This window comes from Bacillus sp. AC266 (assembly GCF_979253805.1).
Map to the genome: position 1 here is coordinate 29,632 of NZ_CEEDEC010000009.1, position 15,840 is coordinate 45,471.

Consider the following 15,840-nt stretch of genomic DNA (forward strand, 5'->3'; position numbering starts at 1 on the left):
TTTCTATATATTAGGAGGAAGAAATGAGCGCTATAACTGGTATTATTCACTTTACTAATGAACCTGTATCAATTGAACATGGCACACGATTAATGAGTGATTTACAAAAGTACCCTGCTGATGATATTCAAATATGGCATAAAGAAAATGTTTTTCTAGGATGTCACGCACAGTGGATCACACCAGAATCTGTTGGTGAACAATTACCCTTTTATAATTACGAAAAGCAACTGGCAATTACAGTAGATGCTATTATTGATAATCGTAATGAGTTATTTGAAAAATTACAAGTGAATTATGCAGATAGAAAAAACATGACAGATAGTGAGTTGATTTTACTCTCTTATCAGAAATGGGGGGAAGCGACTCCAAAATATTTGGTAGGCGATTTTGCCTTTATGATTTGGGATGAGAAAAAACAAACCCTTTTTGGAGCCAGAGATTTTTCGGGAAGCCGAACCCTTTATTTTTATCGTGGTGAGGAAAAGTTTGCTTTTTGCACTATTATAAATCCGTTATTTACTCTACCATATGTTGAGAAAAAATTGAATGAGCAGTGGATTGCTGAATTTTTAGCTATACCTGTAAATTTCGAATCAGTAGATTCACAGCAAACAGTTTATAAATATATAGAACAGGTGCCTCCATCACACACTATTTCGGTAAAGAATGGCAAAGTTAATTTTTCGCGATACTATACACCAACTACTGGGAAAATGCTTAATTTAAAATCAAATGAAGAGTATGAAGAGGCATTTCGAGATGTGTATCAAAGTGCAGTGAAGGCACGTTTAAGAACACATCACAAAGTAGGAGCTCATTTGAGCGGAGGGCTAGACTCTGGTTCTGTCGTTAGCTTTGCTGCTAAGGATTTACGTGCTGAAAATAAAAAATTACATACGTTTAGCTATGTCCCAGTAGAAGGGTTTGTAGATTGGACACACAAAGGTAGGATAGCCGACGAAAGACCATTTATTCAATCAACTGTAAAGCATGTAGGGAATATACAGGATTATTATTTAGAACTGCCGGAGAGAAGCCCACTATCGGAAATTGATGATTGGCTGGAAACAATGGAGATGCCATATAAATTTTTTGAGAATACTTTTTGGTTGAGTGGAGTTTATGAAAAAGCATCTCAGCATGGAATAGGGGTACTCCTTAGTGGTCAAAGAGGTAATTGGACAGTATCGTGGGGGCCTATTTTAGATTATCAGGCAATGTTGTTAAAAAAGCTACATTGGATGCGTTTTTATCGTGAACTATATTTGTATAGTAGAAATCTAGGCGTGAAAAAATCACGTGTTTTTGAAGTGGTAAAAAGAAAGGCATTTCCATTTTTACATCAGTTACTTTCTTCAGAGGAACAAGATGTTTTTCCTAGGATAATCAATCCGGAATTTGCAAAAAAAATGAATGTTTTTGATAGACTCAAAGAACAGGATATTGATATAACAGGTACCTCTATCTCAAATGCATATGACATGAAAAGAGAACAGTTTGAAAAAACATATTATTGGAGCATAAATGGAACGTATGAAACGAAATTATCGTTACGTTATGCTTTATGGGATCGCGATCCTACAAATGACTTACGGATTGTTCAATTTTGTTTGTCAGTCCCGGAAGAACAGTATGTTCAAAATGGTGTAGATCGATCTCTTATTCGGAGAGCTACAAAAAATTTACTTCCTGATAAAGTACGATTAAATCAACGGGTTCGGGGTGTTCAAGGTGCAGATGGTGTTTACCGTATGGCTCCTTTTTGGAATGAATTCATTGAGGAAGTTGAAGAACTTAGTGTAGATCCAATAATCTCTGAATTTCTAAATGTAGAGGTAATTAAGAAAGCTATCTCGAAAATTTGTAAAGAACCTCGACCAGAGTATGCATTTGATCTAGATTTTAGAGTTTTAATGCGCAGCTTAATCTTCTATCGATTTATAAAAAAATCAATATGAAAGGAGGTGATACGTATGAAAAAGGAATGGAAACAACCTGTATTAGAAGTACTTAATATTAATATGACTATGGCGGGGCCTGGACATAAATATCCTGACTCGATTCAACCTGATCCAGATGATCCGGTGAAGTATAGTTAAGTCACTGGAAAATAAGCTCTTATATAACTTTGTTATATAAGAGCTTTCAAAAAATTGACAATGTGGGGTGAATAGGATGATCAATTCTATGGAGAATGTGTTATACAAAGCCTTCGGGTTAAAAATAGTAAGTGAAATCCCATTACCCGAATTGTCTCAGCTGAATGAAAAGAAAGAAATGGCGGATGTTCAAATTGAAATAACGGATTTATCTGAACAATGGGATAAATATAGCGAAGAACAGCAAAAAACAATTGTAGTGGAAGATGATGTAGTGATGTTTCATGTTCCTCAGACTGCAATATTTTCTGTCCAAGCGGGCGAGAAAATTATTTTTTCACCTATGCCAGGGGCGGAAGAAAATAAAATCCGACTATATATTCTGGGGACTTGTATGGGTGCACTTTTAATGCAACGCAAAGTACTTCCGTTGCATGGAAGCGTAATTGCTATAGAAGGGAAAGCATATGCTCTAATTGGTGATTCAGGAGCCGGAAAATCAACTTTAGCCTCGGCTTTTTTAAGTAAAGGATACCAATTTTTAAGTGATGATATAGTCGCTGTGTCTCTTTTATGTAAGAATACCCCAATAGTCCATCCATCTTACCCACAACAAAAATTATGGAAAGAAAGTTTAGATGAGTTTGGAATGGGAATAACGCAATATAGCTCTTTGTTTGAAAGGGAAACGAAGTATGCTGTTCCTGTGAATTCTCAATTTTTTCCTGAGCCTTTACGTCTTGCTGGTGTTATTGAATTAGTAAAAACACAGGGGAAAGATATAGAGATGACTCAGATAGAAGGGCTTACACGTCTGTTTAAATTATACCGACATACTTTTAGGAGCTCTTTGATTTCTAAATTAGGATTGATGGAATGGCATTTTGAAACTTCATCTGATATTGCAAGTGGAATGGAAATGTTTCAAGTAAGCCGCCCGGCTTCAAGATTTACAGCGCATGAGCTTGTGGAAGTTATTTTAAATACTATACAGAAAGGGAGTATGGTTGATGGTTGTCCACTCGAGAAAAATATCATTAGAACATAACGTTGTCCAAAGTAAGGGTAATATAGTAAGCGATATGGATGGAGAAAAAGTTATGTTAAATGTCCAAAAAGGAAATTACTATAACTTGGGTGAAATAGGCGGAGAAATATGGGAGCTTATTGAAAATCCAGTAATAATTAATCAGCTTGTTACTATGTTAGTATCTAACTATGATATTGAACGAAAAGATTGTGAAGAGCACGTTCTTTCCTTTTTAGAGTGTTTATTTCAAGAAGGTTTAATTCAAATAAAAGATCAATCTAATAGATAGATTCGCAATTTCAAGAGAACTGTTAGGAAGGGATTAATAAATATTGTGAAAAGGTTAAGGATGTTTTTATCACTGAACATGAAAACAAAGCTCTTATTTTTAGAGGCTTTTATTTTTTTAGGATGGGCACGTGTACTGAAAAGTATTACCTTTTCCAAAGTTGCACCTTCTTTAGGGGATTACATGAACGAAACATCAGTTGCTCAAATTCAGCCACACGGGGATACACTAAAGAAGGTGTCTGAAGCTATTTCTATTATGAGTCGTTATACTTTTTGGGAAAGTCAATGCCTTGTTAAAGCTATAGCTGGGATGAAAATGCTCGAAAAACGTCACATTGAGAGTACTCTTTATTTAGGAACTGCTAAGGATAGTCATGGTGAATTAATTGCGCATGCATGGTTACGGAGCGGTTCTTTTTATGTTACTGGATCAGAAGGAATGGAGAAATTTACTGTCGTTGGATCATTTGCAAAGAGGTTAAGTGAGGACACTATTAAAGGAGAATAAAATGGAGAAAGATTTTGGTCTTAATGTAGAGTTCATGTCTAAGGAATTGAAACTTCTTTTTACAATTTTGAAGTTACAAGATGACGAAACACTGCAAACTTATAGTAGTGAATGGTTCACAGATATTGATTGGGAGGTTTTTCTTGAGCAAGCCATGCATCATCGTGTTTATCCGGTGATTTATCAAAAACTTAAACAGGTAGATGAGGAACGAATTCCTTCACATGTTGTACAAACTTTAAATAGAAAATATAGAAATAATACATTTCAAATGCTTTATTTAAGTGCTGAAATGGAACGAATAAATAAATTTTTTAATGAAAATGAGATTCGTACGATGTTTCTAAAAGGACCTGTACTATCTCAGGACTTATATGGAGATATTTCTTTACGAACATCTTGTGATTTGGACGTTCTCATTCCTGTTCAAAAATTAGAAAAAGTAGAAAAACTACTTTTAGAGCAAGGATATGTGAAAGATGATTATATTCAAACGATATTAAGTGATTGGAAATGGAGGCATCACCATATAACATTTTTCCATCCAACAAGGCGGATCAAACTTGAAATTCATTGGAGGTTAAATCCTGGACCGGGTAAGGAACCTGGGTTTGAAGAGCTTTGGAAGCGAAAGAGAAAAAGTGCACTTACAAGTAATTCGGTATATATGTTAGGAAAGGAAGATTTATTTTTATTTCTTGTCTCTCATGGTGCTAGACATGGTTGGTCTAGATTGCGCTGGTTAGTGGATATAAAAAAAATTGTCAATCAAGATCTTAACTGGAGTGAGATTAACAAATTAATGAGAAAATATCAAATGTTTCATTTAGGAGGACAAGCATTAATTTTGGCATCTCAAATGTTAGGTGCACGATTAGATAAGAGGATGATGGAATTAGTAGCGAAAAAACGTTCAAAGCAGTTAGCTCAAGAAGCGCTGTTTTATTTCAAGCAAATGATAAACTTGCATACCGATCCTGTTCCTGAAGAAGTACTTGCTTATCATAGTAGGCATTTATTTTCACTGATGTCTAATCAGCAAAAAATTTTATTTATTATGAGCCAACTCTATCCTTATCCGATTGATGCAAAAACATTGCCGTTACCTAAATTCCTTCATTTTTTATATTTTCCTTTACGTCCGTTTCTATGTCTTTGGAGGAAAACAAAGAAGCTTGCTTTGTCATAGGGGGAACATCGATGAATCATATTATATATTTTATGAAGAAATTATATTCTTCTGCAGGGAAAATTCTGTATGTGAATTTGTTTGGTATGGTTTTAATAAGTTTACTTGAAGGGATAGGTATTATTTTATTAATTCCTATGATAAGTATGGCTGGAATAATTAATATAGGCGAGGAGACTGCTTTTATTGCACCTGTTTATAGATTTTTGCAGGATTTCCCTAAAACAACAAGTCTAATTTCTATTTTAGGTATATATATACTAATAGTGTTAGGGCAAAATCTATTACAACGAAACATAACGCTAAGGGATGCGAGAACGCAACAAGCTTTTGTACGAGAATTAAGAATAGAAACATATAATATGATTCTAAAAGCGAAGTGGAGTTTTTTTTTAGAGAAAAGGAAAACAAATCTAATAAATATATTAACTACAGAATTAGCTCGCGTAAGTTATGGGGTTAATTTAATTTTACAATTGTTAGCTGTTATTCTGTTTACATTCATACAGGTGGGGCTTGCGTTTTTATTATCTCCCCAAATAACTATATTTGTTTTGGTCTTTGGCTTATTATTCTTAGTAGCTTCTCGTGCTTTTATAAAAAAAGCACGAATACTAGGCGGTAAGACCTCGAAATTAGCACAAGACTATCTTTCTGGTATAACAGATCATTTTAATGGAATTAAAGATATAAAGAGTAATACTTTGGAAGCATCACGTATAGATTGGTTACAATCTATAACAGAAAAGATGAGTAATGAACAAATGGAGTATATGAGAATAAGGTCGAACTCTCAATTGTTTTATAAAGTTTCAATGGCTATTTTAATTGCATTTTTTATATTATTATCAGTAAGTATATTTAAAGCTCAACCTACCCAATTACTATTAATCATACTCATCTTTTCGAGACTATGGCCACGATTTATGACAATTCAGTCAAATTTAGAACAGCTTGCTGCAAGTATTCCTGCTTTTAAATCTTTATGGGAATTACAAGAAGAGTGTAATGAAGCAGTTGAAATGCAGGATATACATCAGCAAAAACATATAAAGCCGATTTGTATAGAGCAGGGTATTGAATGTAAGGGTATTTATTTTCGATATAATAAGAAGGAGCATTTGTATGCACTTCAAAATATTAATGTGAAAATACCAATCAATAGTATGACGGCTATTGTGGGACATTCGGGAGCTGGGAAGAGCACATTAATCGATGTTTTAATGGGATTGATTCAGCCAGAGAAAGGTCAAGTATTAATAGATGGAACTCCTCTTACAAGTGAAAATTTATTGTCATTGAGACGGGCTATTAGTTATGTGCCACAAGATCCTTTTTTATTTAATGCAAGCATAAGAGAAAATTTATTGATGATTGAGCCGAATGCGAGTGAAGAACAAATTTGGACTGCATTAGATTTTGCGGCGGCAGCTGAATTTGTACGAATGCTTCCAAAAGGGCTTGATACTCTCATTGGAGATCGTGGAGTGAGACTTTCAGGCGGTGAACGTCAACGACTTGTACTAGCTCGAGCTATTTTAAGACAACCATCCATTTTAGTATTAGATGAAGCTACGAGTGCATTAGATACTGAAAATGAAGTAAAAATTCAATCAGCAATAGAAAGGTTGAAAGGAACGATGACTATTGTTGTTATTGCGCATCGGTTATCTACGATTCGGAATGCAGATCAAGTTATTGTTTTAGGAAAAGGTGAAATTGTTCAAAAAGGTGAATTTAATCAATTGGCTAAAGAGAGAAAAGGTGTATTTCGAAATTTATTAGGGTCGCAAATGGAAGTGGGTTCATAGAGGAGAAAGATTGAATGAAATCTTGTATTATTGTAATTCTAGTTGAATGATAGCCCGGATAATGGTCAGTTACAAAAGGTCTTATTCGGGCTTTTATATTTGTGTTTTCTAAATTTAGGGAATAAATATAATTCAGTACCTTGCAATAAATAATACTAAGTGGTATATTATGGATAAAATAGCTACCGTTTATTGAACAGTACTAAAATGAGAAAGGGGGATTGTCCTTGAACGTTCAGTTTAAAAAAGGTGTGTTAGAACTATGTGTTTTGGCACTAGTGAAACGTAAAGATAGTTACGGTTATGAACTTGTACAGCAAATCTCTAATAAATTTTTAATATCGGAAGGTTCTGTATATCCGTTATTACGTCGTTTAACGAAAGAGGGATATTTTCAAACGTATTTAAAAGAATCGACGGAAGGACCGCCCCGTAAATATTATCAACTAACAGAGCAAGGGGAGATGCAACTTACGTTATTAGTAACAGAGTGGCGTGATTTTGCTAAAGGTGTTCAAGAAATTATTGAAGGGGTGGAATGGGATGAGTAAAGAGCAGTTTCTTAAAGAATTATCAAGTCATCTTAGAAAGTTACCAGAAGAAGAGAGACAAGATATTTTATTCGATTATGAAGAGCACTTTCAGTTTGGGGTAGAAGAAGGGAAAACTGAATCAGAAATAATAAAGGGTCTTGGCTCTCCGAAAGTAATTGCGAAAGACTTACTTGCGATGTATCGATTTGATGAAATGAAAAAAGATCCGTCGACTTCAAATGTGACAAGAGCTGTCATGGCAGCGGTTGGACTTAGTTTGTTTAATTTTATTATCGTGCTAGGCCCGTTAGTTGCAATTATAGCTTTTATATTTTCTTTTTGGGTCGGTGGTATTGCTAGTGTAGTGACACCATTTTTCGTTATTGTAAAAGTATTTATGGGCACTTTTATATGGTTGGATCTTTTCGTTAGTATAACGTTTGTCGGAGTAGGTTTGTTGTTATGTATTGTAGCTTATTATAGTACGAAGTGGTTTAAAAGATTATGTGTACGCTATGTAGTCTGGAACTTCAAAATGATAAAAGGGGAGTAGATGATGAAAAAGATATTATTAGTAGCTATCGCTTGTATCATTATTGGAGTAATAGGGATTTCACAAACATATGAAAAAGCAGTACAAACTGCAGAAAAAGGAGATAAAGAGGACGTAATTAAAAACGAAACGCTAAAAAATGTAGAAGTTAAGTTAGATGCTGGAGATATTGTTGTCCAAAAATCTCCTGATTCCTCTTTTTATGTAAAGCAAAAAGGAGACGTAAGTAAACAGGAGATTCGTATTGCTGAAGATGGTGATACATTAAAAATCATAGGGGAAATAGAAAAAGGTGTTTCATTTGATTTTTCATTTTACAATTTCGGATTTCAAACGCCTACATTGACTATATTAGTACCTGAACGTTCTTATCAAGAGATAAAAGTAAATTCATCCGCTGGACAAATAGAAATAAGTAATGTGAAAAGTGACCGCGTAAGTGTTGAAACACTCGCCGGAGAAGTGGATTTGAAACATGTAACAGCAAAGAGTGTGGAGGGGTCTACAAAAGCTGGTGAGGTGAATTTTAAAAAAGTAATAGGGAAAGTAACAGCAAAAACGGCTAGTGGGGATATAGATATTATTGATCATGATTCTAAATATGATTTAGAGGTAAGTTCAACTGCTGGAGATGTAGATATTACTTTATTGGAAAAACCACAAGATGCAGTTATAACTGGGCAAACTGCTGCTGGAGACGTGACAATTTTTAATGAAGACAATAAAAATATAACGATTGGTAATGGTAGTAAAAAGATTAGCGGTAAAACCGCTGCTGGAGATGTTACTATTGAAACGCGTTAATAATTAATGAAACGCATTCTTTTGAATGAACGGAAATCTATCAAAATATAAAAAGAAGATAATTACCTATATAAATAAGGGAATTATCTTCTTTTTATTATTTTTAATGTAAATCACGATATACGCCAATTACTTTTCCAATAACTGACACTTGTTTTAAAATAATAGGTTCTAGTGAAGAGTTTTCCGGTTGCAGACGGAAATGATCTTTTTCTTTATAGAAACGTTTAACAGTTGCTTCGTTATCTTCTGTTAAAGCAACTACAATTTCACCGTTGTATGCAGACTGTTGTTGGCGAACAACAACTAAATCACCATCAAAGATACCGGCTTCAATCATGCTATCTCCAGAAATGCGTAACATAAACACTTGATCTGCTCCAGCAACGATACTAGCTGGAAGTGGGAAGTGATCTTCTACACTTTCGACTGCTGTAATCGGTAAACCGGCAGTAACTTTTCCGATGATTGGAACTTGAATAACAGATTGTGTTTCCGTTCGGTTGTCACCTAAAATTTCAATTGCGCGTGGTTTTGTTGGATCGCGTCGAATATATCCCTTTTCTTCTAGTCGTGATAAATGTCCGTGCACTGTAGAACTAGAAGCAAGGCCGACTGCTTGACCGATTTCACGTACGGAAGGTGGATATCCTTTTTCTTGTACTTTTAGCTTAATAAAGTCGAGAATGTCTTGCTGGCGTTTCGTTAACTTTTCCATGTTTTCTAACACCTCGTTTTCTTTCATTTTTCTTATTATTAAGTATAACATGCGAAAAAACATTCTACAAACATAAGTTCGAACGAAAGGCAAATTTATGATACACTATAAGGAAAATATAGTGAGAAAGAAGGGTTCAAAATGAATGCAATTATTTATGCACGTGTGAGCACAACAAAAGAAGAACAGGAAACATCATTATTGCGTCAAAAAGATGAATTATTGCATTTAGCTGAGCGCTATCAAATGGATGTTACAAAGGTAATTGAGGAGCAGGCTAGCGGTTATACAATTGAACGTGATGGCATATTAGAAGTGCTAGATACAATTCGAGATGAACAAGTTGATGTACTACTTATACAAGATGAAACGCGTCTTGGTAGAGGAAATGCAAAGATTGCATTAATGCATTGTTTACATAAAGAGGGGATAAAAGTTTATACGCACACGCATAGTGGTGAATTACAGCTTTCAGATTCTGATTCGATGGTGCTAAATATAATTGGGATCGTTGAAGAGTATCAAAGAAAGATCCACAATTTAAAAATTAAACGTGGCATGCAAAGAGCAGTGGAGAAAGGATTTCGTCCAGAAAATAATTTGAAAAATCGTCATTTAAGCGTAGGACGTGAGAAAAAAGAAGTGCCAATTGAGGAAATTGTACGTTTGCGCCGGAATGAATTAACTTTTGAAGAAATTGCAGCAACACTTCGTGGTTTTGGTCATGATGTTTCAAAAGCAACTGTACATCGAAGGTATGTAGAATATACAAAGCAATTGCTTGATAAAGAGGACTAACTATTGTATGATAATAATCAGTTTTGAGTAGAAGGGGGATTCGAGATGCCAAGTCAAGAACTCATTGAACGCATTAACTTCTTAGCGAAAAAAGCAAAAGCTGAAGGCTTAACTGAAGAAGAACAACGTGAGCGCCAATCGCTTCGTGAACAATATTTAAAAGGATTTCGTCAAAATATGTTAAACGAATTAAAAGGAATTAAAGTCGTTAACGAAGAAGGCACGGACGTTACACCGGCGAAATTAAAAGCTTTAAAAAAGCAGGATAATGCAAAATTAAATTAAAAGATGGGCATAGCCCATCTTTTTTTATTTGTTAAAATTGTTATTTAATAACTTTCCAGTTTTCATTTTTTGTTGCTTCTATCCTTTTATGCTTCAATATATAGTTAGCGATAAGTTCAGACATATCTGTTGGTATGTCTTTTACTACTGGTTTATTTTGAAACATAAAGAAGTTCCCGCCACCGCTTGCACGATAATTATTCATAACAACGTCATATTCTTCATTCATATTAAGAGGAGCGCCTTTATACTGCAAAGACTCTACTCTCTCTCCAATTGGTTTTGAAATGTTTAATACATACGAAATCCCTTCCCACATATCGTAATTATAGTGTTGTGGTTTTGGTTCTATATAGGTAGGGTTTACGATGATGGTTCCATCTGCTTTTAATGTGAAATAAGAAGCAGAGAGTTCGAGAGCATCTTTTATATCCGCTCCGGTTATTCTAATTACTTTTAATGTATTTGGATAAATATAATTAGAAACGATGTCACGCATTGTTACATGTTTCGGGAAACCTGGAGATGTATTATGAAACAAACTTGTACAAGAAATTGAAACATTAGCTATATCCATCTGTATTTTATTTATGAATTCAATAAAAGGATGGTCTTGCAAACGTGTTTGCATAGCATCGGAAATTTGCATATCCCCATAAATTATTCCAATAGGTTTATCAAGCCAATTTTGTGTTTTCTCTTCATAATTGGCAACCAAGGAAAGAACATCTTGGTCTGCCGCAATTCCTTGTACGGGCAATAACTCTGAATAACTCTCTTTTTTCACCCATTTTTGTTCTGCTTTTTCGAATGTTACTGTTACTTTTCCAACTGAGTGTCCATTGCATCCGGTCTGTAAAATTGTTACACCATTAATCACGGTGTGAGCGATTTCTCGGTGCTGGTGGCCTGTTAGTAAAATATCTATGCCTTCAATTTCATGGCACATTGCATATCCTTGGTTTTCACCTGTTAAAACTTCAGTCGGTACTCCGGTTTGTAAATCACGTTCAAATCCCCCGTGATAGGCTACGACTAGTAAATCTGGTTTTTCATGTTTACGGATGTAAGAAACCCATTTTTTTGTTGTTTCAAATGCATCTTCAAATTGTAAATCTTTAATATGATGTGCTTGTTCCCAATGGGGGATGTAATGCGTTGTCACCCCTAAAATAGCAATTTTTATATTTGATTCAATATGTTTTATTATATATGGTTTCCCGAAATAAGGTTCTTTTCTGTTTTTATCTAAAATGTTTGCTGATAGATAAGGGGAATTTGCAGTAGCCACAGCATTATTTAATATATCCATTCCGTAATTAAATTCATGATTTCCGATAATTGCAATGTCATACTCTAAGTAGTTGGCTAATAAGGACATTGGGTTTTCCATATCTTTTTCGTATGTAGCGTAATGATAAGTAAATGGTGTTCCTTGAATGAAGTCCCCGTTATCAATCAGAAGAACGTTTGCATTTTGAGAACGTTCTTTTTTTATGAGAGTAGAAATTTTAGCTAAACCAATTTCTGCTTTGGAGTTATCTTGGTAGTGAATTGGATACACAGTACCATGTACATCGCTTGTTAATAAAATATTTAAAGTTACAATTTGATTTTGATTCAACACCATTCACCTTTTCTATAGTTATCTTTCAATTAATCATATCAAATATATGAAAAGAATTTTAATGTGAATGTATAGAATGTGTAAAGATTCTGTAAATAAGCAATTATTTGTAAAAATATGTGATATATTTCTTCATGTTTATGGAAGGTTATTTTATAACAACGAAAAATGGAGGCACTAACATGTTGAAAAAAGTTTTTGCAATGAGTACAACAGTTGTACTAGCAGCAGGATTATTAAGTGGATGTGGAACGAAGGAATCAAGTGCAAGTAAAAATGAAGATACGAAAAAAGGTTATGTACCGAAGACACTAAATGTTCAATTTGTTCCTTCTCAAAATGCAGATACGTTAGAGGCGAAGGCAAAACCATTGGAAAAGCTATTAAGTGATAAATTAAACATTCCGGTAAAAGTTAGTATTTCAACGAATTACAATACAATTGTAGAAGCGATGGCATCTAAGCAAGTAGATGTAGGCTTTTTACCTCCAACAGCGTATGTGTTAGCGCATGAGAAAAAGGCTGCAAACGTAATTTTACAGGCGCAACGTTTTGGGGTAGATGATGAAACTGGAGCTCCGACAAAGGATTTAGTAGATGTTTATAAATCAGAGTTTGTTGTTAAGAAAGATTCTAATATTAATAGTGTAAAAGATTTAAAAGGTAAAAAAATTGGCTATCAAGATGTAACATCATCAGCGGGTTATGTATGGCCTGCGGCTGTATTGTTAAAAGAGGGAATCGATCCGCTAAAGGATGTGAAACCTGTTACATTAAAAGGTCATGATCAGTCACTTATTGCTCTTTTAAATGGTGATGTAGATGCAGCTGTTGTATTCCAAGATGCTCGCAATATTGTAAAAAAAGATTATCCGAATATATTCGATCAAACGAAAATAGTAAAATTTACGGAGAAAATTCCAAACGATACGATTTCTGTACGTTCTGATTTAGATGCAGAGTGGAGCAAGAAATTACAGGATGCTTTCATTGAAATAGGAAAGAATGAGGAAGGGCACAAAATCATTAAAGAAGTATACTCACATGAAGGATACGTTAAATCTGATGATAGTAAATTTGATATCGTTCGTGAATATGGAAAGAAAGTGAAAACGCAATAATACATATGGAAATGGCGACTAACTGGAAAGTGTGTGATTTCAGTTAGTTTGCCGTTTTTCAGTTATTGATAATACATAGAAGGTAGGTAAGATGTGTGATAGAGTTTCGAAATGTTTCCAAAGTGTATCCGAATGGTACAAAAGGATTGAATAATATAAACTTGAAAATTCAAAAAGGTGAGTTTGTTGTAATGGTCGGGCTATCCGGTGCTGGAAAATCAACACTTCTCAGATCGGTAAATCGCCTTCATGAAATCACAGAAGGAGAAATCATTATTGAAGGGGAGTCTATTACTGCTGCAAAAGGAAAAGGATTACGACGCATGCGCCGAGATATTGGTATGATTTTTCAAAGCTTTAACCTTGTGAAGCGATCAACGGTACTGAAGAATGTATTAGCTGGGCGGGTTGGATATCATTCTACATTGCGTACAACGTTAGGTCTGTTTCCGAAAGAGGACGTGGAGCTTGCATTCCAGGCGCTGAATAGAGTGAATATCTCAGAAAAAGCATATGCACGAGCTGATGAATTATCAGGGGGACAACAGCAACGTGTATCAATTGCTAGAGCATTGGCACAAGAAGCGAAAATCATATTGGCAGATGAGCCTGTTGCTTCGTTAGATCCTCTGACAACAAAGCAAGTAATGGATGATTTGAAGAAAATTAATGAAGATTTTGGAATTACGACAATTGTAAACTTACATTCTATTGATTTAGCGAGGCAATATGCTACTCGTATTATTGGATTACATGCTGGTGAAATTGTTTTTGATGGATTAGTAGAAGAGGCAACGGATGAAAAATTCGCTGAAATTTATGGGGACGTAGCTCAGAAAAGCGCATTATTAGAGGTGGCAGCTAAATGAATGAAGTGACGATATATTCGAAATCGATACCGAAGCCGCCGAGTAAATTGAAACATATGTTAACGGTTATTTTAGTTATTTTACTGTTGTGGGGTAGTAGTGTACAGGTCGACGCATCATTTTCAAAACTAGTAGTTGGTTTTCCAAATATGATGGATTTATTGAAGGAAATGGTGCCACCAGATTGGAGTTATTTTCAAATTATTACAACAGCAATGTTAGATACACTACGTATGGCGATTATTGGAACGACTTTAGGGGCGATTTTAGCCATTCCACTTGCACTATTTGCGGCAAGTAATGTATTTACTAGTGTATTTTTGTACAGTCCAGCTCGATTGATTTTAAATTTTATACGAACAATACCAGATTTATTATTAGCGGCTATTTTTGTAGCGATTTTTGGAATAGGACCACTTCCAGGTATTTTGGCTCTTACTTGTTTCTCCGTTGGACTCGTAGCGAAATTATTGTATGAGTCAATTGAATCAATTGATCCAGGTCCATTAGAAGCGATGACAGCTGTAGGAGCGAATAAGGTGCAATGGATAGTTTATGGGGTCATTCCGCAAGTGAAAGCGCACTTCGTCTCCTATGTACTTTATACATTTGAGGTGAATGTACGTGCAGCAGCTGTTCTAGGTTTAGTAGGAGCAGGTGGGATTGGATTATATTATGATCGTACACTTGGATTTTTACAATATCAACAAACTGCTTCTATTATTATTTATACCCTTGTTGTTGTATTGCTAATTGATTATATAAGTACAGTGTTGCGGGGGAAATTATAATGAGTAAAACGACGATAATCGTACCAAAACCGAAGAAACCGAGTATATATCGCTGGATTATTTTTATAGCACTTACAGTTGTATATGTATGGGCCTTTTCAGGAGTCCCGTTAGAGGGAATAAAGAATACGGCGGGAGAAATTACAAAAGCAATTATGACAGGCGTATTGAACCCAGATTGGTCGTATGTATCTTTGCCAGATGGTGAAGATTTATTACACGGTTTAATTGATACGTTGGCAATTGCGATATTAGGTACATTTATTTCTGCTTTTTTATCTGTTCCATTTGCTTTTTGGGCGGCAACGAATATGAGTAGTGGAAAATTAACTTCAGGAACTGGGAAATTTGTACTTAGTTTTGTTCGTACATTTCCTGAATTAGTTATGGCTCTTTTATTTATAAAAGCTGTTGGTCCAGGCTCTTTTGCCGGAGTTCTAGCTTTAGGGTTACACTCTATCGGAATGTTAGGGAAACTATATTCGGAAGGAATTGAAAATATAGATAAGGGACCGACGGAAGCGTTAATAGCAACGGGTGCAAATCGGTTTCAAATACTTTGGTATGCCGTATTACCACAAGTGTTACCGGATTTTCTATCGTATACGTTATACAGGTTTGAAATTAATGTACGATCCGCTGCGATTTTAGGTGTTATTGGAGCAGGTGGTATTGGTACGCCATTAATTTTTGCACTTAGTTCACGTAATTGGTCTCGTGTGGGAATTATTTTATTAGGTATCATTTTAATGGTAATTATAATTGATTTTATTTCAAGTTCTATTCGTAAGCGGATTATTTAATTTGTTT

Annotated in this window: 18 protein-coding genes; 16 read left to right on the forward strand and 2 right to left on the reverse strand. The window is 34.8% G+C overall.

The genetic code is table 11. From position 1 onward, the window contains the following. The first annotated feature begins 23 nt into the window (after positions 1-23). The 10 genes from AC0IXC_RS26085 (at position 24) to AC0IXC_RS26130 (ending at position 8,821) form a co-directional block, all read left to right on the forward strand. Positions 24-1,961 (forward strand): lasso peptide isopeptide bond-forming cyclase, encoded by a 1,938-nt coding sequence (locus AC0IXC_RS26085; RefSeq protein ID WP_471653558.1) that lies wholly within the window; start codon positions 24-26, stop codon positions 1,959-1,961. Positions 1,962-1,976: 15 nt separating this feature from the next. Then, on the forward strand, positions 1,977-2,102 hold the full coding sequence (locus tag AC0IXC_RS26090) for a paeninodin family lasso peptide (RefSeq protein WP_002087908.1): 126 nt from the start codon (positions 1,977-1,979) through the stop codon (positions 2,100-2,102). Between the two features lie 76 nt (positions 2,103-2,178). Next, a complete protein-coding gene (locus tag AC0IXC_RS26095; protein WP_215590073.1) occupies positions 2,179-3,150 on the forward strand; it encodes an aldolase in 972 nt (323 codons plus the stop codon). After that, positions 3,113-3,421: a lasso peptide biosynthesis PqqD family chaperone gene (locus AC0IXC_RS26100; protein ID WP_215590072.1), complete on the forward strand. Its 309-nt coding sequence runs from the start codon at positions 3,113-3,115 to the stop codon at positions 3,419-3,421. Before AC0IXC_RS26095 ends, AC0IXC_RS26100 begins: the two co-directional genes overlap by 38 nt. A gap of 36 nt (positions 3,422-3,457) precedes the next feature. Beyond that, entirely contained in the window at positions 3,458-3,931 is a 474-nt protein-coding gene (locus AC0IXC_RS26105; RefSeq protein ID WP_215591313.1) for a lasso peptide biosynthesis B2 protein, read from the forward strand. Between the two features lies 1 nt (position 3,932). Continuing rightward, a complete protein-coding gene (locus AC0IXC_RS26110) occupies positions 3,933-5,120 on the forward strand; it encodes a nucleotidyltransferase domain-containing protein (RefSeq protein WP_002167807.1) in 1,188 nt (395 codons plus the stop codon). Between the two features lie 11 nt (positions 5,121-5,131). Then, positions 5,132-6,931 (forward strand): ABC transporter ATP-binding protein, encoded by a 1,800-nt coding sequence (locus AC0IXC_RS26115; RefSeq protein WP_098636291.1) that lies wholly within the window; start codon positions 5,132-5,134, stop codon positions 6,929-6,931. 227 nt (positions 6,932-7,158) lie between these two features. Then, positions 7,159-7,482, forward strand: coding sequence for a PadR family transcriptional regulator (locus AC0IXC_RS26120; protein WP_002185126.1), 324 nt, complete (start codon positions 7,159-7,161; stop codon positions 7,480-7,482). Further along, positions 7,475-8,017, forward strand: coding sequence for a DUF1700 domain-containing protein (locus tag AC0IXC_RS26125; protein WP_012261435.1), 543 nt, complete (start codon positions 7,475-7,477; stop codon positions 8,015-8,017). Before AC0IXC_RS26120 ends, AC0IXC_RS26125 begins: the two co-directional genes overlap by 8 nt. Further along, the gene (locus tag AC0IXC_RS26130; RefSeq protein ID WP_002014437.1) at positions 8,018-8,821 is read left to right on the forward strand and encodes a DUF4097 family beta strand repeat-containing protein; all 804 of its coding nucleotides are present in this window, start codon (positions 8,018-8,020) and stop codon (positions 8,819-8,821) included. 103 nt (positions 8,822-8,924) lie between these two features. Here AC0IXC_RS26130 and lexA read toward each other — a convergent pair whose 3' ends face one another. Next, entirely contained in the window at positions 8,925-9,539 is a 615-nt protein-coding gene (gene lexA / locus AC0IXC_RS26135; protein WP_002087894.1) for a transcriptional repressor LexA, read from the reverse strand. A gap of 141 nt (positions 9,540-9,680) precedes the next feature. Between lexA and AC0IXC_RS26140 the strand changes: the two genes are divergently transcribed. Beyond that, positions 9,681-10,337 (forward strand): YneB family resolvase-like protein, encoded by a 657-nt coding sequence (locus AC0IXC_RS26140; protein ID WP_002128580.1) that lies wholly within the window; start codon positions 9,681-9,683, stop codon positions 10,335-10,337. Between the two features lie 45 nt (positions 10,338-10,382). Further along, positions 10,383-10,622: a DUF896 domain-containing protein gene (locus tag AC0IXC_RS26145; RefSeq protein WP_002014431.1), complete on the forward strand. Its 240-nt coding sequence runs from the start codon at positions 10,383-10,385 to the stop codon at positions 10,620-10,622. Positions 10,623-10,662: 40 nt separating this feature from the next. Here AC0IXC_RS26145 and AC0IXC_RS26150 read toward each other — a convergent pair whose 3' ends face one another. After that, a complete protein-coding gene (locus AC0IXC_RS26150; RefSeq protein ID WP_002165251.1) occupies positions 10,663-12,246 on the reverse strand; it encodes a bifunctional metallophosphatase/5'-nucleotidase in 1,584 nt (527 codons plus the stop codon). A 185-nt stretch (positions 12,247-12,431) separates the two neighbouring features. Between AC0IXC_RS26150 and AC0IXC_RS26155 the strand changes: the two genes are divergently transcribed. The 4 genes from AC0IXC_RS26155 to phnE (AC0IXC_RS26170) all read left to right on the forward strand — a co-directional run bounded on the left by AC0IXC_RS26155 (position 12,432) and on the right by phnE (AC0IXC_RS26170) (position 15,833). After that, on the forward strand, positions 12,432-13,370 hold the full coding sequence (locus AC0IXC_RS26155) for a phosphate/phosphite/phosphonate ABC transporter substrate-binding protein (protein WP_002137777.1): 939 nt from the start codon (positions 12,432-12,434) through the stop codon (positions 13,368-13,370). A 95-nt stretch (positions 13,371-13,465) separates the two neighbouring features. Next, positions 13,466-14,239, forward strand: a complete 774-nt coding sequence (gene phnC, locus AC0IXC_RS26160) for a phosphonate ABC transporter ATP-binding protein (protein ID WP_002033479.1) — start codon at positions 13,466-13,468, stop codon at positions 14,237-14,239. Then, the gene (gene phnE, locus AC0IXC_RS26165) at positions 14,236-15,030 is read left to right on the forward strand and encodes a phosphonate ABC transporter, permease protein PhnE (RefSeq protein ID WP_471653559.1); all 795 of its coding nucleotides are present in this window, start codon (positions 14,236-14,238) and stop codon (positions 15,028-15,030) included. The genes phnC and phnE (AC0IXC_RS26165) overlap by 4 nt, the downstream gene beginning before the upstream one ends. Then, complete coding sequence (phnE, locus tag AC0IXC_RS26170; RefSeq protein WP_002033481.1) at positions 15,030-15,833, forward strand: phosphonate ABC transporter, permease protein PhnE; 804 nt, start codon at positions 15,030-15,032, stop codon at positions 15,831-15,833. Before phnE (AC0IXC_RS26165) ends, phnE (AC0IXC_RS26170) begins: the two co-directional genes overlap by 1 nt. The last annotated feature ends 7 nt before the right edge of the window (positions 15,834-15,840 follow it).